Origin of the sequence: Luminiphilus sp. nBUS_16 (assembly GCF_051201645.1) — a bacterium.
GTDB lineage: Bacteria > Pseudomonadota > Gammaproteobacteria > Pseudomonadales > Halieaceae > Luminiphilus.
Genome location: NZ_CP179205.1, coordinates 619,587 through 642,795 on the forward strand (window position 1 = coordinate 619,587; position 23,209 = coordinate 642,795).

Here is a 23,209-nt window from a genome sequence, read left to right on the forward strand (position 1 = left end):
GCCCTGTTAAAGCGATTCGAACTGAACCTGCCCTTTTGCGCGAGTCTCAAAAAGCGGCGCTCCCCGATTAATGATGGCGAGATCAATAGCGGCGCTACGACGCTGCCGCTGTTGGCCCGAGCGCAGCACACGCGCTAAGTGATCTCTGGAAATGGGCTTACCACAGTTCAAACGTTGCCCTGCGAGAAATTGCTGATGGTTAGACCTGTACCAAAGGGCCATTTTTTCCGGATCGGGAATTACTAGCGCTTCATCATCACCTGACTGATCACCATAATCGCCATCTTGGTCGTCATTCTCCTCTTCATCATTCGGTGCGGTCTCTGGAATAATCTCGAGGCTTTGTTCGTAGATACTCAGCCCGGTAATATTTTCAAAGGCCTCTCCCGCAACCCTAGCTACCTTATCGTTGGTGCATTGCTTTATTAAAGGTTCCAGATAGAAAGGGTCACCCAGATAGCCGGCGCTCATCAGTGCCCAACGCAGCCCGTCGGGCTGTGCCGCCAGTTCTCTAATCCAGCTGTGTGCCGCCTCAAGTGGCATTAGCTTGATGACCAGCTCAATAGCTGCGCGACGTCTAGAGCCGTCAGTGATCGCAAAGGCCTTTAAATTGTTAATAGCCTTGTCACTGCCTAGCAACCCGGCAGACCAGGACGCCCAAAACCGACACTCGTTGTCTGGGTGGTCTAGGTCAGACTCCGCCTCAGTGATGCGCTCTATTAGTCCCAACTCCCCGATTGCTTTGAGGCCCCTTGCCCTTAGTGCCGGGAATTCGCGCTTCAAAGCCATGTCGAGGGCTTTTCCTGGATTTACGCGGTGCACGGCGCAGGCGCCGATGCCGAGGTAATGCTGGTGGGGGCTGTCAGAGCTTAACAGCGCCTTTACCACGCCCTGTAGCTTGTCGGGGGCTAGCCAGCCTAGTGCCGAGATCATTGCCCGCTGGGCCTCTGAGTTATCCTCGGATGTTAGTAGAAGTTCATCCACACAGTCTTTCTTGCCTAGGGCAATTGCAAGCCATAAGCCGGTAAAGAACTCGCCGGGGTCATCAAACCCCACTGCCGCAGTTTGCTGCCAACCTGTTTCTCCAGCAATAAGCAGCCCATCGAGATGGGCTTCAACGCGTTCGTCCCACTCCATAACATCGTCCAGATCAAAGTCTGGGGCGCGCACGGCCATGTCACGCTGCTGCCACAGGAAGGCGGCCTCTTCAGCGTGTTCTTCTATGACATCCTCGAGGAGTTTCAATTGGGCGTATCTCCTTAGTGTCTTTCAAACTTGGTGTCTTCCTGATCGTGAGGTGCCTCATAGTGATCCACCTCACCATACTCCAAAACTTGGTTCATTTTGGTCCCGTCGAGCCCTTTGTAAGGGCTCTCCAGACCACTTCTGAGACGAAGGGAGGTGTCTTCAGGCGCTATCCAGGTCAGTTGTTTTGTCTGAAGCCAAGGGTCGAGATCAAAGTCCCATCGATCGTGTTTGTGCTCTGCGAACTCAATTTCACCCTGGTCGTCCAGCAGCGCGTAACTCTCATGTCTAAACTCCTGATGGGACTCGGCTTGTGGAAATGGTTTTTCTGAATAATAGGCGATGATGAAAACCGTATGGCCCTCGTGGGTTTCAAACGCAGAAAGTACCGCTTTGGCTGTTGGATGTTCCAGTAGCCTCGTCACTACAAATGGCATTGCAGGGCCGACCATGACGCTTTCGCTGCTCTCTTCTGGCTCCGTGCCGCGAAGGTGAACGGCGCCCAAAAACACTTGAAAGTGTTGGCAAGATTTGTGGGCGGGTAAATCGACTGGGCAAGTTGTCCACCACCAGGGTCCATCGAATCCTGCCAGATCAATGGTGACCTTAAGGTCAGCATCACAAATGGGACACCGGCTTACCGGGATGTGCTCTAGCAGTTCCATATACTCCATGAGGAGGTATTCCTCCTCGGTCTCAAGATCTGTGGCAGCGTCCTGGCTCATCTTGAGCGCGCCGCCGTCGTCGAGTGCTTCGGCGATTTGTTTGAGCCTGTCGATAATCGCTTGTTGCTGAGTTGATCTAGCCATGGGTTGCCTGCTTCACGTTGCTTAACTGTTAGCTATTTTTTTACCTTCTTCGCTTTATCCGCATCAATCTGGTTCTGAATGTTGGTTCGCTGCGGCTCTTTCCATTCGGGAGGTATTTCCTGACCTTTGCAGGTGTAGTAATTCTTCAGATCATCCTCGTTGTCTATCAGGTACATCTCTCCGTTGGCATCGAAACACAGCAGGGGCTCTTTCTCACTTACATCGGGCAGCAGCAGGCTGGGTACAGGATCTTTACCTTTGCGGCGGGCGTAATCGGCGTAGTTGGCCTGAGGGCCGTGCCGAATCATCTCTGTTCGTTTGCCTGTACCTCTCGTATTCCTATTGAGGTTACGTCTAAAGTTCTTCTCCTCGGTGCTACCGTCCTTGATTTTGGCGCCACCCTTACTGAACATATCGTGGGCATCGTAGTCTCCGGTGTAGACATTGTCCGGAGGTGGGGGGCGGGATTTAATGTCGTCGAAGGGTAGGTAGTCGTCTGTGGTTTTTACTCCAATCAGTTTGTCACCATCGTAGGCCCCCACCAGACCAGCCAGCCCAAGTGTGCCAATTATGCCCTGATGGTCAGCATCAGCCTTTGGTATTGTTTTTTCAGAAATGCTTTTCTGCGAAACATCGCAGCCCTTGGCGGGCAAATTGCTGCGAATATGGTCGGAGCTGCCCTTATTGGTAGATCGGAACGTGACGCTGCGCCCCGTGCGTTGGCAGGTGGCGCTGATCCCTTCTGCGTGTTCAGGGAGCATGCCGCAGTCTTCAGCCGCTTTCTTCCGGTCCTTCACTTTTAGATTGCCCATCCTTTCACAAGCGGCCTTTTGGGCTTTGGCGTCGGGCCCGGCCATCCCCATCATGGGTGGCTGCGCCTCAGCCGGGGATACTGTGTTCGGCGGATCACTGCCGCAGTTATTTCCGTGAGGGTCCGTGAGTCGACCTACGCCCTTCTTTTCAAACTTGACATTGAAGGATTGGTTCTTGATGTAGGACTTGCCCATGATCTTGTTGGAAACCACCCCCATGGCGACGCCCGCCTGGTCGCCATTGCTTGTGGAGTAGGCTGACCCCTTAACCATTACTTTTTGTTTGTTGTCTTTTACCTTTTTTGTTGTCTTAAGGGAGGCCATGGAGGACATGGCGACATTGGGGTAAGGGATGGGGATTGGTGCGGGAGCCGGCGGAGCTGGTGTCTTGCATACATCTGGAAATGCGGTGGCAATACCGATGCTGGCTTTGTGTTGTGTTGACATTTTGTTGACGACAACGGTTGAAGGCATTAGCTACGGCCCCCTGTGCTCTCCAGCATCACGGCTTCTCTTGAACCCTCGTCTGACGCGCCCCAAACCAGCACTCGCTCAGTTCGAGCATATCCTTTAGCCAAGGCGCCGCTGCCCCAAGCGAGCATTATTGCCCCCATCGCAGCGCCACTGTCGCCAATACAATCCGCTGGATTCCAGTGATCATGGGTTTCGGAGTGCCACATGCTTTTGGGTTGCGCCATGACCCACTCCATAGCTCGATAGCGCTCACCATCAAGATCAGATATGACTAGCGCATGGGGGTCAGTGACGCCCTCTGCCACTCTGCGTATAGCACGGGCCAGCGCAACCCCATTATTTGCCTCACCCCAGATCGCGTTCTCGTTGGCTCCTGCAGATGCCGTGATCTTTGCGTAGGTGCGGGCACCTCTTTGATCGGCCACCTGTGGTGTCTCAAGTGCCACAAAACCCGCTGCCTCAGCGGGCAGAGTGCCGGTATGTCGCGGATACTCAGGCAGCCTGCCCTTTTGGCGTAGCCAGTGCAGGGCTCTGGGAGTGACCCAAGAATCTGCAGCGCCGACTAACGCGACGTCAATGGCTCCCTCGGCGAGGGCGAGGGCCGCATGTCGAATACCACTAAGCACAGACGCACGTCCTGTTTGAATTAGCTTCGCACACGTCACGTTCATCCCGCTTGGAATGCAGTCCAGCAGATGTTTTTTTACCGCATCGTCGTAGTTTACTTGTCGATTTGCGGGGCTCGCGCCTGATGTCCCAAGAAATACACCGATTCGCCGGTCAGCGAAAACTGCGCTGTCGGACAGACAATCCTCTAGGGCCGGTTGCATCAGGGCTTTGAGTCGTGGCTGGCCCAGGAGACCCTCAGTGAGTCCGGATACTCGCGCACCAATAATCGGTTCCTGATCATTTTCACCTGCGGCAATTGAAGTGCCAGGCAAGGTTTCTAGACGGGAGACCCCTGCGCGCAACGCAGCCAGGGATGGCGCAGCGCTTAGCCCCACAGGAGTAACAAGGCCAAGGCCAGTGACCGCCAATTCGCCCTTCCAAATTTCACCGGGCTGATCGGTCACAATATTCTTGCCTCCACGCTTCTAAATGACTCTGCCTGGCCTTGAATATTGATCTCTGACTTCCAAGTACAGTAAACCTGTCGTGCGGTGACGTCGATATGTATTGATTCGAGATTTGGATGTGAGAGCGTTCCAGCTTTGTGCAGCCGAACTCCGACAACTGGAGGTTTAGTGGCAAGGTGGAAATTGAGTCGCCCCTCTTCTGTCATGCCTAGTAAAGTGACCGGCTCCTGGCCAGAGAGATAGTGGTTTGCTGTTAGGGCAGCGGGTGCACACTGCAGGAATCTCTCGTCAAAATCCTCAGGAAGCAGTGGCATGCGCTCCATCTGCCAGTGGTCGTCATAGGTCCCGGCATATTGTCTGCGCGCGAGCCAAGCGGGTGGAATGGGACAAAAACCTACTGCTTTGCCGCCTTTGCGGGGCGCTTCCAGCGGTGTTTGGGGGTGTTCGATGTTGGGAAGGTGGATTTCGTCAGGTGATAATTTGGAGCTCGACGCCATAAAACCCCGACCAATCGGGTTGTCTTGTAGCGCATCATGTTTGGCAAGGTCGTTCTCGCTGTTGTCGAACCCGCCGTAACTGTTCTCCCAAATAAGCGGCATAGTTTCAAAGGGCTGCGGGTTGTTGACTTGTCCAAACCCAAGCCGGTCGCCCATCACAAGAGCACTGCAGGTCAGATCGCCAATCCTGACGCCAACCTGCATAGACCTGACCGGGCCTTTGGAGCTGACCGCCTCGCCAAATAAAGTAACCCCTGTGGTCGGTCGTTTGGGCAAGAGGTCGCTGGCCACGCGCATGCTGGTGGTAAGTTCGTCTCCCAAGTATTCGTCGGCGTGCACAATTGGTACCTGTACTGCGGCCAACCGGGTTCCCTCCTGAAAAAAGTCATAGGTGGCTTTAATCACCACAAGCAACGTTTCGTTGCCTTGCTTGTCAAAAATCACGACTCGCTCCATGGCGTAAGGCGTGCTGTTAATGACTTCCATGAGGCGTTTATCTCAGGCTAATTAATGTCGACGTGTCCGCCTTTGATGCGAATGGGCCCCGACGCTCGACTCAACTGAGTTTTACTGCGAGTGGTAATTTTTCCGCTGTCATCGATAACGATGCTCGATTTGCCGACACGCAGTTCAAGGCGTTCGTCAGCTTTTATAATGATGGTATCGGCGGTCAGCGAGACGTCAGTCGCCTCGGCAGTTGTGGGCTCTTCAGGGTTGTCACGACTTTCGGTGGGTTGGTAGATGAGGTCGATAGCGATGGGCTGATTTGGGTCATTGTTCTCAAATACCACAAGTGCCTGCTGGCCAAGAAGCGCCTCCTTGGAAAAATCGCCAAGTCGAGCAACCATTTTTCCGGTTACGGTGCGCCCGGCGACGTTCAGAAGCGGTTGGCCGGTCTCGTCAAAGCCCTCTAGCTGAGCAATCAAAGGGGCCAAATTTTCCAGATTAAAGGGCGATAGCTCATTGATCCGCTGCGGTTTGTTCATTGGCATCACCTATTGTTGAATCTCGGAAGTTGCAGTATATGGGCATTTGGCGGGGGTCGCTATGCCGCTGAGGCGCTCTTTTACGTCTGTGATTGTCTGGTTTTTGACCATTTAGGCGCTTTGGCGAGTCTAAATTGAGAACTGAGGCTCAGTAGGACTATTCACAGTGGTGAATTTATATGAAGGTAAACGTTGACAAGGGCAGCCCACATCCCGAGAATATGCGCCCTTCCGGAGGGGTTCCCGAGTGGCCAAAGGGATCAGACTGTAAATCTGACGCGAAAGCTTCGGTGGTTCGAATCCACCCCCCTCCACCAAGACGTAGGCGTTTAGGGGATGGATCAGTACCCCGGAACGTGTGGTGTGTGGGCCCGGGGGGAATGAGCCGCGGGTGTAGTTCAATGGTAGAACCTCAGCCTTCCAAGCTGATGATGCGGGTTCGATCCCCGCCACCCGCTCCACAGACAATTTAGGTACGAAGGTTGTTGCTCATATAGCTCAGTCGGTAGAGCACTTCCTTGGTAAGGAAGAGGTCACCGGTTCAAATCCGGTTATGAGCTCCAGTTACAGTAAGGCGACGAAGGCGTCTTATTGAGTAGAGACACACAGTAGTGAAGCCTACTGGGTGTATTAAACGCAGTCAAAGCGGTTCCTTAGGTCCCGTTCTGACTCACTAGTGATCAGTGCAGATAGAGAGTGTCGACATGGCGAAGGAAGCATTTGAGCGTTCGAAGCCCCACGTAAACGTGGGCACGATTGGACACGTAGACCACGGGAAAACGACGCTTACGGCGGCGCTGACGCGTGTGTGTTCAGAAGTATTTGGTGGAGAGGCGGTAGCGTTTGACGGTATTGATAACGCTCCGGAAGAGCGCGAGCGTGGTATCACGATTGCGACGTCTCACGTGGAGTATGAGTCATTAGACCGTCACTACGCCCACGTTGACTGTCCCGGACACGCGGATTATGTGAAGAACATGATCACGGGTGCGGCGCAGATGGACGGCGCGATTTTGGTATGTGGCGCGACCGACGGTCCTATGCCCCAAACGCGTGAGCACATCCTGCTGTCACGTCAGGTTGGCGTTCCGTACATTGTTGTTTTCCTGAACAAAGCCGATTTGCTGGCGGAAGACTGTGGTGGCGTTGACTCTGAAGAATTTGAAGAGATGAAAGAGCTGGTAGAGATGGAGCTGCGTGAGCTGCTCGATACTTACGAGTTCCCGGGTGACGATACACCGATCATTTGTGGTTCAGCGCTGATGGCGTTGAACGGTGACGATGCGAACGGTTTGGGTACGACAGCGGTCAAGACCTTGGTTGAGACGTTGGATGCGTACATTCCTGAGCCTGAGCGTGCGATTGACCAGCCTTTCTTGATGCCGGTTGAGGACGTGTTCTCAATTTCAGGTCGTGGCACGGTTGTAACAGGTCGTGTTGAGCGCGGCATTGTTAAGGTCGGAGACGAGATCGAGATTATCGGTATTAAAGATACTCAGAAGTCGACGTGTACCGGTGTTGAGATGTTCCGCAAGTTGCTTGACGAAGGCCGTGCAGGCGAGAACGTTGGTGTTTTGTTGCGTGGTACTAAGCGTGATGACGTTGAGCGTGGTCAGGTACTGGCGATTCCAGGATCAGTAAAGCCCCACACCAAGTTTGAGGCAGAGGTTTATGTTTTGGGCAAGGATGAAGGCGGGCGTCACACGCCATTCTTCAAGGGCTACCGTCCGCAGTTTTACTTCCGTACGACGGATGTAACGGGTGCGTGTGAGTTGCCTGAAGGTATTGAGATGGTGATGCCGGGTGACAACATCCAGATGGTTGTGACATTGATTGCACCGATTGCGATGGAAGATGGCCTGCGTTTTGCGATCCGCGAGGGTGGCCGAACGGTTGGCGCTGGCGTCGTCGCTAAAATCATCGAGTAAGTCGCTGATTGTCATGCGCACCTCGGTGCGCACTAAAAATAGGCCGAACCACCCTTGAAAGGCGGTTCGGCTTCGTCGTCTTTGGTCAAAATAGACAGAGATGTTTCGTTTAAAGGCCAGTAGCTCAATTGGCAGAGCAGCGGATTCCAAATCCGCAGGTTGGGGGTTCGATTCCCTCCTGGCCTGCCAGCTCTCCACTTCGGTAGGGTGCTGGCGGTAGAAAGAGGCACCAGTGGGTGGCCTCTAATGGGAAAGGTTCATGAGTGAGGCTGCTGCAAGCAGGCTAGACCCCCTAAAATGGGGTGTCGTCGCGGTCCTAGTGATAGCTGGGGTTGTGGGCAACAGTTATTTCGCAGATCAGTCGCTGCTTTATCGCGTGCTGGCGCTGCTAGTTGCCGCTGCGGTTGCGGGATGGGTGGCTTCGACCACTGAGCGGGGCGGTGCTTTTTGGCAGTTGATAAAAGGTTCGCGGACTGAAATTCGGAAGGTTGTCTGGCCGACCCGTCAAGAGACGACCCAGACCACACTGATTGTGGTGGTGTTTGTTTTTATCATGGCTCTAATTCTCTGGGGCATTGATAGTGTGCTGGGTTGGTTAGTCGGCATGGTAATAGGTTGAGTTAGGGAGAGGCTTAGATGGCAATGCGTTGGTATGTGGTTCACGCCTTTTCCCAGTATGAAAAAAAGGTGGCGGTAGCGCTCAAGGAGCGTATCGAACGCAACAGCATGCAGGATTACTTTGGCGAGATCATCGTCCCCACTGAAGAAGTTGTGGAGATGAAGGGCGGCCAAAAAAGAAAAAGTGAGCGGAAGTTTTTCCCCGGATACGTACTTGTGCAGATGGAATTAAATGACGATTCCTGGCACTTGGTTAAGGAAACGCCCCGGGTGCTGGGTTTTATCGGTGGCAAGGCGGATAAGCCTGCGCCAATCACTGAGGCTGAGGCCAGCGCGATACTGCAGCGGGTTGAAGCTGGCGTTGATCAGCCCCGTCCCAAGACGGTATTTGAGCCAGGTGAAATGGTTCGCGTTATCGATGGGCCTTTCAACGACTTTAATGGCGTTGTTGAAGATGTGAATTACGAAAAAAGCCGCCTCAATGTGGCGGTATTGATCTTCGGGCGCTCTACGCCCGTAGAGCTTGAATTCGGGCAGGTAGAAAAATCCTGACCAAAAAGGGGTGAGCCTCCTTATGAGGCGCACCGAAATGACTCGACCCGGACTAAATCCGGGTCGTAATGGGGAGCCCAAAGGCTGATTTTCAGCGCTGAGGGCGTTTGTACCCGAGGAGAAAAACATGGCGAAGAAGATAGACGGCTACATTAAGCTGCAAATCCCGGCAGGGCAGGCTAACCCCAGTCCCCCTGTAGGTCCCGCGCTGGGCCAAAAGGGTGTGAACATTATGGAGTTTTGTAAGGCGTTCAATGCTGATACGCAAAGCATGGAGCCAGGATTGCCGATTCCTGTTGTGATCACGGTCTACAACGATAAGTCATTTACATTTATCAAGAAAACCCCGCCAGCCTCTATTTTGCTGAAGAAGGCGCTGGGTATTAAGAGTGGGTCAGGGCGACCTAATACTGAAAAGGTCGGCAAGGTCACTCGGGCACAGCTTGAGGATATTGCGACACAAAAGTGGCCAGATCTCACTGCAGCCGATATGGACGCCGCCGTGCGCACCATTGCAGGCAGTGCACGCTCTGCTGGAATCGATGTGGTGGAGGGCTGATCATGGCTAAATTATCAAAAAGAGTTCGCGCTTTCCGAGAGAAAGTGGACGCTACCCAGGCCTATTCTCTCGATGAGGCTATAGCGCTGTTGAAGGAATTCGCAACCGTGAAATTTAATGAGACGGTTGAGGTTGCAGTCAACTTGGGCGTTGATGCTCGCAAATCCGATCAGGGTGTGCGCGGCGCTACGACGCTGCCCCACGGGACCGGTTCAGTAGTCCGAGTCGCAGTATTTACTCAGGGCGAAAACGCTGAGAAAGCCAAGGCAGCCGGAGCAGACTTTGTCGGCATGGATGAGCTGGCTGAGCAAGTTAAAGGCGGCATGATGGATTTTGATGTTGTGGTCGCTTCTCCTGACGCAATGCGCGTTGTTGGTCAGTTGGGTCAAATACTAGGCCCGCGTGGTCTCATGCCAAACCCCAAAACAGGCACAGTTACCCCTGATGTTGAGGGCGCGGTCAACAATGCCAAGGCTGGACAGATGCGTTTCCGCACGGACAAGAACGGCATTATTCAGGGCGGTATTGGCAAGGTGGCTTTCGAGGCCGATCAGCTGCGTGGCAACTTGATGGCTGTGATGGCGGATTTGAAGAAGGCTAAGCCAGCGTCTTCGAAGGGTGTGTATTTCCGCAAGGTCACCCTGTCAACAACCATGGGCCCCGGCGTCACGGTTGATCACGCAGAATTAGATTTGTAGAAAAAACGTCGCACCTTTGGGTGCGATGGGTTGCGAGTTTTGTGCTCGCGGCCGGGTGCCGAGAAATCTATTGATGGATCGGTGCCACTTTGGAGTCTTAGGGAAAGTGTGGCTTTGCCCCGCTGAACAAAAGGCTGTCAAAGACCGTAGGTGGGGCGTTGTTCCCTTAAGTTCGTGAGGAGCCTACGCAGATGGTGACAATGTTCACCGAGGGCGGTCTGCACAGTTAATTTGTGCTGACCATAATTGTTAATCCAGGAGTAGACCAATGGCTATTGGACTCGACGAGAAGAAGGCGATTGTTGCCGAAGTCAACGAGACCGCTGCCAGTGCACTTTCGCTTGTGGTTGCCGACGCACGTGGCGTGGCCTCAAACGATATGACTGCTCTGCGGGCAACAGCACGTGAAAGCCAAGTAGATTTGCGCGTAGTGCGCAATACGCTGGCAAAGCGGGCTTTTGAGGGAACGGAATACGAGTGTGTTAGTGACACACTTGCAGGTCCATCTCTGTTCGGCTTTTCATTAGAAGATCCGGGCGCTGCAGCAAGGTTGTTTAAAGACTTCGCCAAAACAAACGATCGTTTTGAAGTGAAGGCACTGTCATTTAGCGGAAAGCTGATGGGAGCTGACCAACTGGATGTACTAGCGAAGATGCCAACGCGAGATCAGGCATTGTCAATGTTGATGAGCGTCATGAAAGCGCCAGCAACAAAGCTTGTACAGACCATGAACGAAGTTCCCGGCAAGCTAGTTCGTACACTAGCGGCTATTCGCGATCAAAAAGAGCAAGCGAGCTGATAAATCAGCAAGCTTTCTACAATTTTCAGGAGACATTAAAATGGCACTTTCAAAAGAAGATATTCTCGACGCAATCGCAGAAATGAGCGTCATGGACGTCGTTGAGCTGATCGAAGCGATGGAAGAGAAGTTTGGCGTAACGGCAGCAGCAGCTGTAGCAGCAGCACCAGCAGCAGCGGGTGGCGGTGAAGGCGGAGCTGCAGAGGCAGAGCAGACCGAATTTGACGTGATCCTAACGTCAGCTGGTGAGAAGAAAGTCAACGTGATCAAGGTTGTTCGCGCTGTCACAGGTCTCGGCCTGAAAGAAGCTAAGGCAGTCGTTGATGGAGCCCCTGGCCCCGTCAAAGAAGGCGCTAGCAAAGACGAAGCTGAAGACATTAAGAAGCAGCTTGAAGAAGCCGGCGGTGCCGCTGAGCTTAAGTAAGACCATGATGGTCCGCTAAGGCGGGGCTAGTGGGTCGGGGTGCGTTGTGCACTTCGGCCCATTCTTGGTTTTCATAACCGGTTACCGGTTGGAATGATTCGACAGTACATCGCTGGGGAGTTTTGATGGCTTACTCATACACTGAGAAGAAACGCATCCGTAAAGATTTCGGGTCGCTAGCAAAGGTAATGGACATACCCTACCTGCTGGCTATCCAGTTGGATTCCTATCGAAAGTTTACCCAAGATGGGGTTGAGGACGATGCGCGTGGCGAACACGGCCTGCATGCGGCCTTTAAGTCGGTGTTCCCGATCGCCAGCTATAGTGGCAATGCTGCCCTAGAGTACGTCGGTTACAAATTGGGTAAGCCCGTATTTGACGTAGATGAATGCGTCCTTCGTGGCACCACTTACGCCTGTGCACTGCGTGTCAAAGTGCGACTGATTATTTACGATAAGGAATCTTCCTCCAAATCGATCAAAGACATCAAAGAGCAAGATGTCTACATGGGCGAAATACCGCTCATGACCGAAAATGGCACCTTTGTGATTAACGGTACTGAGCGCGTTATTGTTTCGCAGCTACACCGTTCCCCCGGTGTCTTTTTTGACCACGATAAAGGCAAGACCCACTCATCAGGGAAGTTGTTGTATTCCGCGAGGGTCATTCCTTACCGTGGTTCATGGTTGGATTTTGAATTTGATCCTAAGGATCAGGTTTTTGCGCGCATCGATCGCCGCCGCAAGCTGCCCGCTACCGTGCTATTGCGCGCGCTTGGCTATGACAGCGAAGAAATTTTGGCGATGTTCTACGATACGACGTCATTCCAGTTGGGCGAAGAAAACTCTAGCACCATGACGTTGGTTCCCAAGCGTCTGCAGGGTGAAATGGCTGCCTTCGATATCATGGCAGACGATAAGCTGCTTGTTGAACGTGGACGCCGCATTACGGCTCGTCACATTAAGCAGCTTGATGCCGCTGGTATCGATTTTCTGACGGTACCCGACGAGTATTTGTTGGGTCGACGCCTGGCTAAGAATGTCGTGGACACTTCCACCGGTGAAGTGCTGGTTGAGTGTAACGTCGAGATTACCGAAGAGCTCATGGCGACGTTGCGTGAGAAAGAAATCGATACGATTGAGACGCTGTACACCAATGAAATCGATTGCGGTCCTTTCATTTCCGATACGCTAGCAGGCGATGCCTCACGCAGTGCTCTTGAAGCGTTGGTAGAAATTTATCGCATGATGCGTCCTGGCGAGCCACCCACGAAAGAGTCAGCCGAGAACCTTTTCCAAAACCTGTTCTTCTCTGCTGATCGCTACGATCTTTCGGGCGTTGGTCGTATGAAATTCAACCGCCGTCTGGGACGGGATTCCTCTGAAGGAATCGGTACGTTAGACCGTGAAGACATTGTTGACGTCCTCAAAGCGTTGGTGGGTATTCGTAATGGTAAGGGTGTTGTTGATGACATCGACCATTTGGGTAACCGCCGTATTCGTTCGGTCGGTGAGATGGCAGAGAACCAGTTCCGCGTCGGTCTTGTCCGAGTCGAACGTGCTGTTAAAGAGCGACTGTCAATGGCAGAAAGCGAAGGCCTGATGCCTCAGGACCTGATCAATGCCAAGCCGGTATCTGCAGCGGTTAAAGAATTCTTTGGTTCAAGTCAGCTCTCGCAGTTCATGGATCAAAACAACCCGCTGTCTGAAGTGACTCACAAACGTCGTGTGTCGGCCTTGGGCCCAGGCGGTTTGACACGTGAGCGTGCTGGTTTCGAGGTTCGTGACGTACACCCCACACATTACGGTCGTGTTTGTCCTATTGAGACGCCAGAAGGTCCAAACATTGGCCTGATTAACTCTTTGGCGACCTATGCGCGAACTAATGAATACGGTTTCCTAGAAGCTCCTTACCGTAAGGTTGTTGATGGTGTCGTCACTGACGACATTGAGTACCTTTCGGCGATTAACGAAGCCGAGCACGTTATTGCTCAGGCTTCGGCGCAGATGGACGAAAAAAATCGGTTCGTGGACGATCTTATTAACGTTCGACACATGAACGAATTTACGATCAAGCCTGCAGCCGAGGTGGACTTTATGGACGTCTCTGCTAAGCAGGTGGTGTCTATTGCTGCTGCGTTGATTCCTTTCCTCGAGCACGACGATGCTAACCGGGCCCTTATGGGGTCAAACATGCAGCGTCAAGCCGTACCGACTTTGGTGGCAGATAAGCCGCTGGTGGGCACCGGTATGGAGCGCTACGTTGCTGGTGACTCTGGAGTTTGTGAGGTCGCGCGGCGTGCAGGAACGATCGACTCGGTTGATGCAAGCCGAATCGTAGTTCGTGTTGACGCCGACAATGTGGCGAAGGGTGAGTCTCCCGTCGACATTTACAACCTGACTAAGTACAAGCGGTCTAACCAGAATACCTGCATCAATCAGCGCCCGATCGTTAAGGTCGGAGATCAGATTGATCGCGGTGATATTTTGGCCGACGGTCCTTCGGTGGATATGGGTGAGCTAGCGCTGGGTCAAAATATGCGCATCGCCTTTATGCCTTGGAATGGCTATAACTTCGAGGATTCGATTCTCGTTTCAGAGCGGGTCGTGAAGGAAGATCGTTTCACAACGATCCACATTCAGGAGCTAACTTGTATTGCTCGAGACACCAAGCTGGGATCTGAAGAGATCACTGCAGACATTCCGAACGTTGGTGAGGGTGCGCTGGGTAAGCTCGACGAGTCTGGTATTGTTTACATTGGTGCTGAGGTTGACGCCGGCGATATTTTGGTCGGTAAGGTCACCCCTAAAGGCGAGACCCAGCTAACCCCTGAAGAGAAGCTGCTGCGTGCCATTTTCGGTGAGAAGGCTTCAGACGTAAAAGACACGTCTTTGCGTGTGCCTTCGAGCTATAAGGGTACCGTTATCGATGTGCAGGTGTTCACTCGAGATGGCCTCGAGAAAGATCCACGTGCCAAGCAAATCGAAAACGCTCAGTTGGCCGATTACCGCAAGGATCTACGCGAAGAACTGCGTATTTACGAAGAAGCGACTTATGCCCGACTCGCAGCATTGCTGAAGGGGCAGACCACATTGAGTGGCGGTGGCCTAGCCAAAGGCACTAAGTTGACCGATGCAGTACTGGCCGATTTAGAGCGTGAGCAGTGGTTCAAGTTGAAGTTGGGTGATGCTGAGCTCAACGATCAGTTAACCGCGGCTCAAGAGCTATTAGAAGAGCAGAATCGACAGCTGGAAGAGCGCTACGAAAGCAAGAAAGACAAGCTTTCCAGTGGCGACGATCTAGCTCCCGGCGTTCTCAAGATCGTTAAGGTGTATCTGGCGGTTAAGCGTCGGATTCAGCCAGGCGATAAAATGGCGGGACGACACGGCAACAAGGGTGTCATCTCGGTCATTATGCCGGTAGAGGATATGCCCTATGACGAGCGGGGCGAGCCGATTGATATCGTGCTCAACCCTCTGGGCGTGCCTTCTCGTATGAACGTGGGCCAGATTCTTGAGACCCACCTGGGAATGGCTGCCCATGGCTTGGGACTCAAGATCAATACCATGCTCGAACAACAGGCTAAGGTTAGCCAGCTGCGCGATTTCCTCAAGAAAATCTATGCTCACTCGTCTGATAAGCGCCGTGATGCTGACATTGACAGCTTGACCGACAACGAGCTGTTCGAGTTGGCAGGCAACCTTCGCAAAGGTGTGCCCATGGCAACGCCTGTGTTCGATGGCGCTGCTGAGGAAGAAGTGAAATCGTTGCTGCGACTTGCAGACATTCCCGACAGCGGTCAGTTGACGCTTTACGATGGGCGTTCAGGTGACACCTTCATGCGTCCCGTCACTGTGGGATACATGTACATGCTGAAGTTGAACCACCTGGTGGACGACAAGATGCATGCTCGCTCCACAGGGTCCTACAGCCTCGTTACGCAGCAGCCACTGGGTGGTAAGGCCCAGTTTGGTGGCCAGCGGTTCGGCGAGATGGAAGTATGGGCGCTAGAGGCTTACGGCGCCGCTTACACGCTGCAGGAAATGCTAACGGTTAAGTCAGACGATGTGGCAGGACGAACCAAGATGTACAAGAACATTGTTGATGGTGATCACAAGATGGAGCCGGGAATGCCCGAGTCCTTTAATGTATTAATCAAAGAAATTCGCTCGCTCGGTATCGACATCGATCTCGAGTCCGAGTCTGAAGGCTTCTGAGGAGGATAAGACGTGAAAGATCTGCTGAATCTGCTAAGCCGGGAAAAGAGCGAAGACTTTGATGCAATCCGTATCGGTCTCGCTTCTCCGGAAATGATCCGTTCTTGGTCCTATGGTGAGGTCAAGAAGCCGGAAACAATTAACTACCGTACCTTCAAGCCCGAGCGTGATGGTTTGTTCTGCGCCAAAATCTTTGGTCCAGTAAAAGACTACGAGTGCCTGTGTGGAAAGTACAAGCGCCTGAAGCACCGCGGCGTTATTTGCGAAAAGTGTGGCGTCGAAGTAGCCCTGGCTAAAGTGCGTCGCGAGCGCATGGGACACATTGAATTGGCGAGCCCCGTTGCTCACATCTGGTTCTTGAAGTCGCTTCCCTCGCGGATTGGTTTGCTGCTCGATATGACCCTTAGGGACATCGAGCGTATTCTGTATTTTGAGTCTTACGTGGTCACTGACCCGGGTCTTTCTGCTCTCGAGCAGGGGCAGTTGCTCAATGACGAGCAATACTACGAAGCCATGGAAGAGTTTGGTGACGAGTTCACTGCGAAAATGGGTGCCGAAGCCATTCAGGACCTCATGTCGCAGATCGAAATCAACCAAGAAGTTGAGCGCATTCGTGAAGAAATTCCGGCGACTAACTCTGAAACGAAGATTAAAAAGCTGTCTAAGCGATTAAAGTTGCTTGAGGCATTTTCAAACTCGGGCAACGACCCCGAGTGGATGATTCTCAATGTACTGCCGGTATTACCGCCAGATCTTCGTCCGTTGGTGCCCTTGGATGGGGGTCGATTTGCGACCTCAGACCTCAACGATTTGTATCGTAGGGTTATCAACCGTAACAATCGCCTCAAGCGATTACTCGACCTCAATGCCCCTGACATTATTGTGCGCAACGAAAAGCGCATGCTGCAGGAGGCTGTTGATGCCTTGCTAGATAACGGCCGTCGCGGTCGTGCGATCACGGGATCGAATAAGCGCCCGCTGAAGTCTTTGGCAGATATGATCAAAGGCAAGCAAGGTCGCTTCCGTCAAAACCTGCTGGGCAAGCGTGTAGATTACTCAGGACGATCGGTGATTGTGACTGGCCCAACACTGCGACTGCATCAGTGTGGACTGCCCAAGAAAATGGCATTGGAGCTCTTTAAGCCGTTTATTTTTGGCAAGCTAGAGCACCGTGGTCTTGCGAGCACCATTAAAGCTGCAAAGAAGATGGTCGAGCGCGAGCCACCCGAAGTTTGGGATATCCTGGCCGAAGTGATTCGTGAGCACCCGGTTCTGCTGAACCGAGCGCCCACGTTACACCGGTTAGGCATTCAGGCCTTTGAGCCTGTGCTTATTGAGGGCAAGGCGATCCAGCTGCATCCCTTGGTTTGTGCCGCCTACAACGCAGACTTCGACGGCGATCAAATGGCCGTCCACGTACCCCTGACACTCGAGGCACAACTCGAGGCGCGGGCACTCATGATGTCTACCAACAACATTCTTTCGCCCGCTTCTGGAGAGCCAATTATTGTGCCCTCGCAGGACGTGGTGCTGGGTCTTTACTTCATGACACGTGAGCGTGTGAACGCTCAGGGTGAGGGCATGATGTTTGCCGACGCCGCTGAGGCAGAGCGCGCTTATGCCGCTGGCCAGGTCGATTTGCAGGCTCGGGTTAAGGTTCGCATCAAGGAGACGCGCTTCGATTACGGCGCCGACCCAGTCACCGAAACTCGAATGGTTGATACAACGGTAGGTCGTGCACTGCTGTGGCGCATAGTCCCTGAAGGTTTGTCCTTTGACATGGTCAATCAGCCCATGGTTAAAAAGGCGATCTCTCGTATCATCAACCAGTGCTACCGCGTGGTTGGTCTGAAGTCGACGGTCGTATTTGCCGATCGATTGATGTATACGGGCTATGAATATTCCACCAAGTCAGGTTCTTCGATTGGGGTGAATGATTTTGAAATCCCTGATGAAAAAGCCAGCATGTTGGATCGCGCCAACGCGGAAGTCACCGAAATCGAAGAGCAGTACGCTGCTGGTCTGGTGACTCAGGGCGAGAAGTACAACAAGGTTATCGACATCTGGTCGCGCACCAACGATCAAGTCGCCAAGTCGATGATGGCGAGTCTTTCAAAAGAGACTGTGATCAACCGCGATGGCGAAGAGGAAGAGCAGACCAGCTTCAACTCAGTCTACATGTACGCTGACTCTGGTGCACGAGGCTCCCCAGCCCAGATCCGACAGTTGGCGGGTATGCGGGGTCTGATGGCGAAGCCAGACGGGTCAATCATTGAGACACCAATCGTGGCGAATTTCCGCGAAGGCCTTAACGTCTTGCAGTACTTCATCTCAACCCACGGTGCTCGTAAAGGCTTGGCCGATACGGCATTGAAGACGGCGAACTCTGGTTATTTGACGCGTCGTTTGGTGGATGTGGCTCAGGACGTTGTAGTGACCGAGCAAGATTGTGGTACCGATGCCGGTCTCGTCATGACCCCGGTCATTGACGGTGGCGACATTATTGAATCTCTGCCAAATCGGGTGTTGGGTCGTATTGTGGCTCAGGATGTCTGCAAGCCTGGATCCGATGAAGTGATCCTGAATGCCGGCACCATGATTGACGAGCTTTGGATGCGTCGACTCGAGGAGCTCGGAATCGATGAGATCATTGTTCGTTCTCCCATAACCTGTAAAACACGTTACGGCATTTGCTCCACTTGTTATGGCCGTGATTTGGGTCGCGGTCATCAAGTTAACCTTGGTGAAGCTATTGGTGTTGTTGCGGCGCAATCTATTGGTGAACCGGGTACCCAGCTCACCATGCGTACCTTCCATATTGGTGGCGCAGCATCGGGTCAGGCAGCTCAAGACAGCATTCAGGTCAACTCTAACGGTGTGGTGAAGCTTCACAACATTAAAGTGGTAGATCGTGCTGACGGCGCCCTAGTGGCCGTATCGCGTTCGGGTGAATTGTCTATTCTTGACCACGTGGGTCGCGAGCGGGAACGCTATAAAGTGCCTTATGGTGCCGCGATTAAAGTTCGAGACGAGGCAGAGGTGACTGCGGGCGACATTGTTGCTAACTGGGATCCTCACACGCACCCCATCATTACCGAAGTGGCTGGAACGGTTAAGTTCAGCGGCATGGATGAAGGCGTCACAATCAAGCGCCAGACTGATGAGTTTACCGGCTTGAGCAGTATTTCAGTGATGGAAGCTGGAGAGCGACCGCTGGCGGGTAAAGATATCCGTCCTGCGGTGACGTTGGTCGACTCAAAGGGAGAAGAGCTCACGTTGGCAGGTACTAACGTACCGGCACACTACTTCTTACCCGCGAATGCCCTGTTAAACCTCGAAGATGGTGCGCAAGTGGGTGTCGGTGACATCATTGCTCGTATCCCTCAAGAGGGCTCCAAGACCCGCGATATTACGGGTGGTCTTCCTCGCGTTGCCGATCTGTTTGAAGCACGGAAGCCGAAAGAGCCGGCGATTCTTGCCGAGATCTCGGGAACATTTAGTTTCGGTAAAGAGACCAAGGGTAAGCGTCGTTTGGTAATTACGCCTACCGACGGTTCGCTCTTGCCAGACGGCTCCGATCACTACGAAGTTCTCATTCCCAAATGGCGTCAGTTCACCGTCTTTGAGGGTGAGCAGGTGCAAAAGGGCGAAGTGGTCTCTGAAGGCCCTATGAGTCCTCATGACATTCTCCGCCTCAAAGGCATTGCTGCCCTGGCTGAGTACATCGTGAATGAGATTCAAGAGGTCTACCGATTGCAAGGCGTGAAGATCAATGACAAGCACATTGAAGTCATCGTTCGTCAAATGCTGCGCAAGGTCATTATTGCTTCTGCGGGTGAGTCCTCGTTTATTAAGGGCGAGCAGGTAGAGTTTACGACCTTCCTCGAAGAGTGTGATCGTGCTGAAGCGCAGGGCCATGTGCCACCGACTGCAGACCGTGAGCTGTTGGGTATTACTAAGGCGTCACTTGCTACTGAGAGCTTTATCTCTGCGGCATCTTTCCAGGAGACAACACGTGTTCTGACCGAGGCTGCTGTTACTGGTAAGCGCGATTACCTGCGTGGCTTGAAAGAGAACGTTATTGTGGGTCGCTTGATTCCAGCAGGAACGGGTTTGAGCTACCACGAAGAGCGTCGTCGCAAGCGTGCCGAGGGTGGATTGCAGATCAGTATGTCGGATGAAGAGTTCACTGAAAGCTTCGCTGACGAATTGGAAAAGGTGGAAGCTGGGGCAGACGGCGAGTAAGTCTGACCCACTAACACCATCACGCACTATCGGCACGACATGGGTCGGCACGATAGGCAGTTGAAAAATTGTGAGCGCGTCTATAGAATGCGCGCTCTTTATTTCGGGAGGTAGACCTTCCGACTTTTTTGGAGCTTTTGAATGGCAACCGTCAATCAGCTTGTGCGCAAACCACGCAAGCGAAAGGTGATGAAGAGTGGCGTTCCAGCACTGCAGGCTTGTCCTCAGCGGCGTGGAGTTTGTACGCGTGTCTACACCACAACCCCTAAGAAACCCAACTCGGCATTGCGTAAAGTATGTCGAGTCCGTCTTACCAATGGATTCGAGGTCTCCTCTTACATTGGCGGAGAAGGCCACAACCTTCAGGAGCACAGTGTGGTTCTGATTCGCGGTGGACGGGTGAAAGATCTTCCGGGTGTGCGTTATCACACCGTACGGGGAAGTCTTGACACTTCGGGTGTATCTGCCCGTCGTCAAGGCCGATCAAAGTACGGCGCCAAGCGGCCTAAGTAAATTTTTAAGTCCCACGACCACCACCTTGGTGTATGTGGGTATTCGTCGGATAAGCCGACAGTAAGGCCGGAACGAGCACTCCTTAGGAGGCAGTGTCCGGGTAACCTGAAGCAATGAAGGAATAAGTCATGCCACGTAGACGTGTTGTTGCCAAACGCGAAATTCTTCCAGACCCCAAGTTTGGAAACCAGACCCTCGCAAAGTTCATGAACCATGTCATGGTTAGCGGCAAGAAATCTGTTGCTGAATCGATTGTCTATGGAGCGCTCGCTCTAGTTGAAGAGCGTACCAAGCGCGACCCTATCGAAGTCTTTGATGAAGCCCTAGAAAACATCGCCCCCATGGTAGAGGTGAAGTCTCGCCGAGTTGGTGGCGCTACCTACCAAGTGCCCGTTGAAGTTCGACCCGCGCGTCGCGGAGCTTTATCGATGCGATGGCTAGCTGATTACGCCCGCAACCGTGGCGAGAAGTCTATGCGTCAGCGTTTGGCCGGCGAGATTGTTGATGCCTCACAAGGCAAGGGTAATGCGGTTAAGAAGCGTGAAGACGTGCACCGCATGGCAGAAGCTAACAAGGCCTTCTCTCACTTCCGATTCTGACCTTGCGTCAGTAATCCCGGCATCCAGGATATTCCCGTGGCACGCCAGACACCAATCCAGCGCTATCGCAACATTGGAATCTGTGCCCACGTGGATGCCGGTAAAACCACCACTACCGAACGCGTTCTGTTCTATACCGGCCTGTCCCACAAAATAGGCGAAGTCCACGATGGTGCGGCCACCATGGACTGGATGGAGCAGGAACAGGAGCGCGGCATTACGATTACCTCAGCCGCTACTACCTGCTTTTGGCAGGGCATGCAGCAGCAGTACGACCAACACCGCATCAATATTATCGATACCCCGGGGCACGTTGACTTCACGATTGAAGTCGAGCGCTCTTTGCGGGTTTTAGACGGTGCTGTAGTCGTTCTCTGTGGGTCTTCCGGTGTTCAGCCTCAAACTGAAACCGTTTGGCGGCAGGCCAATAAGTACGAAGTGCCACGTATGGTCTTCATTAATAAAATGGATCGAGCCGGTGCAGACTATGGCAATGTCGTTGAGCAGTTGCGCGACCGTTTAAACTGCAACGCCGTGCCGATTCAAATGACGATTGGTTCTGAAGAGAATTTTGTCGGCGTTGTAGACTTGGTGAAAAACAAGTCAATCCTCTGGAATGAAGACGATATGGGGGCCACCTTTGAATACGGTGACGTCCCGGCTGACCTGGTTGATCAGGTCAGTGAAATGCGTGAATCCATGATGGAGGCGGCGGCAGAGGCGAATGACGAGCTCATGGAGGTCTACCTAGAGGACGGTGAGCTGTCCGAGGATGACATAAAGCGTGGTCTTCGTATTCGCACGTTAGCTAATGAGATTGTTCCGGTTCTGGGTGGGTCAGCGTTTAAGAATAAGGGCGTTCAGGCGGTGTTGGACGCTGTCATCGATTACCTTCCTTCGCCCACAGAAGTCAAAGCCATCGAGGGTACTCTTGAAGATGGGGAAACTCGAGTAGAGCGCCACTCTGATGACAACGAGCCTTTTGCGGCTCTAGCGTTCAAAATTGCCACTGACCCCTTTGTGGGGACGCTCACCTTCTTTCGCGTTTATTCCGGCAAGTTGACTAGCGGCACAGCGGTTTATAACTCGGTTAAGGGCAAGAAAGAGCGGGTGGGGCGCATGGTACAAATGCATGCGAACAGTCGTGAGGAAATTAAAGAAGTACTGGCGGGTGATATCGCTGCGGCGATTGGCCTCAAAGATGTGACTACTGGCGAAACGCTGTCTGATCCTGACAAGGCCGTGATTCTAGAACGCATGGAGTTCCCTGAGCCGGTTATCTCAGTCGCTGTAGAGCCCCGATCTCAAGCCGATCAGGAAAAAATGGGCGTGGCTCTGGGCAAGCTGGCTCAAGAAGACCCGTCGTTCCGAGTCAAGACAGACGAAGAAACCGGACAAACGATTATCTCGGGCATGGGTGAATTGCACCTCGATATTATTGTCGACCGTATGCGCCGGGAGTTTAGTGTTGAAGCGAATATTGGAAAGCCCCAGGTGGCCTACCGAGAGCGGATTAAAAATACCGTTGAAATTGAGGGCAAGTTTGTCCGGCAGTCTGGAGGACGGGGTCAGTACGGCCACGTCTGGGTGAAGTTTGAACCCGCCGAGGACTTAGGTGCTGAAGGTCTCGAATTTGTGAACGAAGTTGTTGGTGGCGCGGTGCCCAAAGAATACATTCCCGCCGTTAACAAGGGTATCGAGGAGCAAATGCGTAACGGGGTGCTTGCGGGCTATCCCTTACTGGGCCTCAAAGCGACGCTGTACGACGGATCTTTCCACGACGTCGACTCCAATGAAATGGCGTTTAAAATCGCGGCGAGTCTCGCGACACGACAGCTCGCCGACCTGGGTGGTGCCGCGTTGTTGGAGCCAGTTATGAAAGTTGAGGTCGTTACCCCTGAAGACCATATGGGCGACGTCGTCGGCGATCTGAATCGCCGTCGGGGCATGATCTTGGGGATGGACGATAACGCCTCCGGCAAGGTCATCAACGCTGAAGTACCTTTAGCTGAGATGTTTGGGTACGCCACCGACTTGCGGTCGGCAACTCAAGGGCGTGCGACCTATACCATGGAGTTCGCGCAGTACGCAGAAGCGCCCAATGCGGTGGCGCAGGCATTTATTTCAAAAAACCATACGGGCTAATACAAGCGCCTGT

18 protein-coding genes and 4 tRNA genes are annotated in these 23,209 nt (G+C 53.1%); 16 read left to right on the plus strand and 6 right to left on the minus strand.

Going from position 1 to position 23,209, the window contains the following annotated elements; all coding sequences use genetic code 11:
• Positions 1 to 6: 6 nt before the first annotated feature.
• Genes ACMAY6_RS02755 through ACMAY6_RS02780 form a run of 6 tightly spaced genes read right to left on the minus strand, consistent with a single transcriptional unit; the run spans position 7 to position 5,899 of the window.
• Positions 7 to 1,245, minus strand: coding sequence for a TIGR02270 family protein (locus ACMAY6_RS02755; protein ID WP_435214255.1), 1,239 nt, complete (start codon positions 1,243 to 1,245; stop codon positions 7 to 9).
• A 14-nt stretch (positions 1,246 to 1,259) separates the two neighbouring features.
• On the minus strand, positions 1,260 to 2,054 hold the full coding sequence (locus ACMAY6_RS02760) for a hypothetical protein (RefSeq protein WP_435214257.1): 795 nt from the start codon (positions 2,052 to 2,054) through the stop codon (positions 1,260 to 1,262).
• Between the two features lie 32 nt (positions 2,055 to 2,086).
• Complete coding sequence (locus ACMAY6_RS02765) at positions 2,087 to 3,340, minus strand: DUF4150 domain-containing protein (RefSeq protein WP_435214258.1); 1,254 nt, start codon at positions 3,338 to 3,340, stop codon at positions 2,087 to 2,089.
• Positions 3,340 to 4,413 carry a beta-ketoacyl synthase N-terminal-like domain-containing protein gene (locus tag ACMAY6_RS02770; protein WP_435214259.1) on the minus strand — a complete coding sequence of 358 codons (1,074 nt, stop codon included), beginning with the start codon at positions 4,411 to 4,413 and terminating at the stop codon, positions 3,340 to 3,342. The genes ACMAY6_RS02765 and ACMAY6_RS02770 overlap by 1 nt, the downstream gene beginning before the upstream one ends.
• The gene (locus tag ACMAY6_RS02775) at positions 4,410 to 5,399 is read right to left on the minus strand and encodes a DUF2169 family type VI secretion system accessory protein (protein WP_435214261.1); all 990 of its coding nucleotides are present in this window, start codon (positions 5,397 to 5,399) and stop codon (positions 4,410 to 4,412) included. Before ACMAY6_RS02775 ends, ACMAY6_RS02770 begins: the two co-directional genes overlap by 4 nt.
• Positions 5,400 to 5,416: 17 nt before the next feature.
• Positions 5,417 to 5,899 carry a DUF6484 domain-containing protein gene (locus ACMAY6_RS02780; RefSeq protein ID WP_435214263.1) on the minus strand — a complete coding sequence of 161 codons (483 nt, stop codon included), beginning with the start codon at positions 5,897 to 5,899 and terminating at the stop codon, positions 5,417 to 5,419.
• A 233-nt stretch (positions 5,900 to 6,132) separates the two neighbouring features.
• On the opposite strand from ACMAY6_RS02780, the gene ACMAY6_RS02785 reads away from it, so the two are divergent.
• The 16 genes from ACMAY6_RS02785 (at position 6,133) to fusA (ending at position 23,196) form a co-directional block, all read left to right on the plus strand.
• Positions 6,133 to 6,216: transfer RNA gene (locus ACMAY6_RS02785), tRNA-Tyr, on the plus strand.
• A gap of 70 nt (positions 6,217 to 6,286) precedes the next feature.
• A tRNA-Gly gene (locus ACMAY6_RS02790) sits at positions 6,287 to 6,360 on the plus strand.
• A gap of 26 nt (positions 6,361 to 6,386) precedes the next feature.
• Positions 6,387 to 6,462: transfer RNA gene (locus tag ACMAY6_RS02795), tRNA-Thr, on the plus strand.
• Positions 6,463 to 6,603: 141 nt separating this feature from the next.
• On the plus strand, positions 6,604 to 7,827 hold the full coding sequence (gene tuf / locus ACMAY6_RS02800) for an elongation factor Tu (RefSeq protein ID WP_435214265.1): 1,224 nt from the start codon (positions 6,604 to 6,606) through the stop codon (positions 7,825 to 7,827).
• A gap of 113 nt (positions 7,828 to 7,940) precedes the next feature.
• A tRNA-Trp gene (locus tag ACMAY6_RS02805) sits at positions 7,941 to 8,016 on the plus strand.
• Positions 8,017 to 8,086: 70 nt separating this feature from the next.
• Positions 8,087 to 8,446 (plus strand): preprotein translocase subunit SecE, encoded by a 360-nt coding sequence (gene secE / locus ACMAY6_RS02810; RefSeq protein WP_435214266.1) that lies wholly within the window; start codon positions 8,087 to 8,089, stop codon positions 8,444 to 8,446.
• 17 nt (positions 8,447 to 8,463) lie between these two features.
• A complete protein-coding gene (nusG, locus tag ACMAY6_RS02815) occupies positions 8,464 to 8,997 on the plus strand; it encodes a transcription termination/antitermination protein NusG (protein ID WP_007233521.1) in 534 nt (177 codons plus the stop codon).
• Positions 8,998 to 9,124: 127 nt separating this feature from the next.
• Entirely contained in the window at positions 9,125 to 9,556 is a 432-nt protein-coding gene (gene rplK, locus ACMAY6_RS02820) for a 50S ribosomal protein L11 (protein WP_435214269.1), read from the plus strand.
• A 2-nt stretch (positions 9,557 to 9,558) separates the two neighbouring features.
• Positions 9,559 to 10,254, plus strand: coding sequence for a 50S ribosomal protein L1 (rplA, locus tag ACMAY6_RS02825; protein ID WP_435214271.1), 696 nt, complete (start codon positions 9,559 to 9,561; stop codon positions 10,252 to 10,254).
• Between the two features lie 268 nt (positions 10,255 to 10,522).
• Positions 10,523 to 11,053 carry a 50S ribosomal protein L10 gene (gene rplJ, locus ACMAY6_RS02830; RefSeq protein WP_435214273.1) on the plus strand — a complete coding sequence of 177 codons (531 nt, stop codon included), beginning with the start codon at positions 10,523 to 10,525 and terminating at the stop codon, positions 11,051 to 11,053.
• A gap of 40 nt (positions 11,054 to 11,093) precedes the next feature.
• On the plus strand, positions 11,094 to 11,477 hold the full coding sequence (gene rplL, locus ACMAY6_RS02835) for a 50S ribosomal protein L7/L12 (protein WP_435214274.1): 384 nt from the start codon (positions 11,094 to 11,096) through the stop codon (positions 11,475 to 11,477).
• Between the two features lie 125 nt (positions 11,478 to 11,602).
• Complete coding sequence (gene rpoB, locus ACMAY6_RS02840) at positions 11,603 to 15,694, plus strand: DNA-directed RNA polymerase subunit beta (RefSeq protein WP_435214275.1); 4,092 nt, start codon at positions 11,603 to 11,605, stop codon at positions 15,692 to 15,694.
• Between the two features lie 12 nt (positions 15,695 to 15,706).
• Complete coding sequence (gene rpoC / locus ACMAY6_RS02845; RefSeq protein ID WP_435214277.1) at positions 15,707 to 19,939, plus strand: DNA-directed RNA polymerase subunit beta'; 4,233 nt, start codon at positions 15,707 to 15,709, stop codon at positions 19,937 to 19,939.
• Positions 19,940 to 20,080: 141 nt separating this feature from the next.
• Positions 20,081 to 20,452 (plus strand): 30S ribosomal protein S12, encoded by a 372-nt coding sequence (gene rpsL, locus ACMAY6_RS02850; protein ID WP_007233528.1) that lies wholly within the window; start codon positions 20,081 to 20,083, stop codon positions 20,450 to 20,452.
• Positions 20,453 to 20,580: 128 nt separating this feature from the next.
• A complete protein-coding gene (rpsG, locus tag ACMAY6_RS02855) occupies positions 20,581 to 21,051 on the plus strand; it encodes a 30S ribosomal protein S7 (RefSeq protein ID WP_007233529.1) in 471 nt (156 codons plus the stop codon).
• A 36-nt stretch (positions 21,052 to 21,087) separates the two neighbouring features.
• The gene (gene fusA / locus ACMAY6_RS02860) at positions 21,088 to 23,196 is read left to right on the plus strand and encodes an elongation factor G (RefSeq protein ID WP_435214278.1); all 2,109 of its coding nucleotides are present in this window, start codon (positions 21,088 to 21,090) and stop codon (positions 23,194 to 23,196) included.
• The last annotated feature ends 13 nt before the right edge of the window (positions 23,197 to 23,209 follow it).

Bases quoted from the DNA above. Each gene is read 5' to 3' on its own strand.
- rpoB (WP_435214275.1), top strand. From the start codon at position 11,603: ATGGCTTACTCATACACTGAGAAGAAACGCATCCGTAAAGATTTCGGG.
- rpsL (WP_007233528.1), top strand. From the start codon at position 20,081: ATGGCAACCGTCAATCAGCTTGTGCGCAAACCACGCAAGCGAAAGGTG.
- nusG (WP_007233521.1), top strand. From the start codon at position 8,464: ATGGCAATGCGTTGGTATGTGGTTCACGCCTTTTCCCAGTATGAAAAA.
- rplL (WP_435214274.1), top strand. From the start codon at position 11,094: ATGGCACTTTCAAAAGAAGATATTCTCGACGCAATCGCAGAAATGAGC.
- secE (WP_435214266.1), top strand. From the start codon at position 8,087: ATGAGTGAGGCTGCTGCAAGCAGGCTAGACCCCCTAAAATGGGGTGTC.
- rplA (WP_435214271.1), top strand. From the start codon at position 9,559: ATGGCTAAATTATCAAAAAGAGTTCGCGCTTTCCGAGAGAAAGTGGAC.
- ACMAY6_RS02775 (WP_435214261.1), bottom strand. From the start codon at position 5,399: ATGGAAGTCATTAACAGCACGCCTTACGCCATGGAGCGAGTCGTGATT.
- ACMAY6_RS02760 (WP_435214257.1), bottom strand. From the start codon at position 2,054: ATGGCTAGATCAACTCAGCAACAAGCGATTATCGACAGGCTCAAACAA.
- ACMAY6_RS02765 (WP_435214258.1), bottom strand. From the start codon at position 3,340: ATGCCTTCAACCGTTGTCGTCAACAAAATGTCAACACAACACAAAGCC.
- tuf (WP_435214265.1), top strand. From the start codon at position 6,604: ATGGCGAAGGAAGCATTTGAGCGTTCGAAGCCCCACGTAAACGTGGGC.
- rplJ (WP_435214273.1), top strand. From the start codon at position 10,523: ATGGCTATTGGACTCGACGAGAAGAAGGCGATTGTTGCCGAAGTCAAC.
- rplK (WP_435214269.1), top strand. From the start codon at position 9,125: ATGGCGAAGAAGATAGACGGCTACATTAAGCTGCAAATCCCGGCAGGG.
- ACMAY6_RS02780 (WP_435214263.1), bottom strand. From the start codon at position 5,899: ATGAACAAACCGCAGCGGATCAATGAGCTATCGCCCTTTAATCTGGAA.
- rpsG (WP_007233529.1), top strand. From the start codon at position 20,581: ATGCCACGTAGACGTGTTGTTGCCAAACGCGAAATTCTTCCAGACCCC.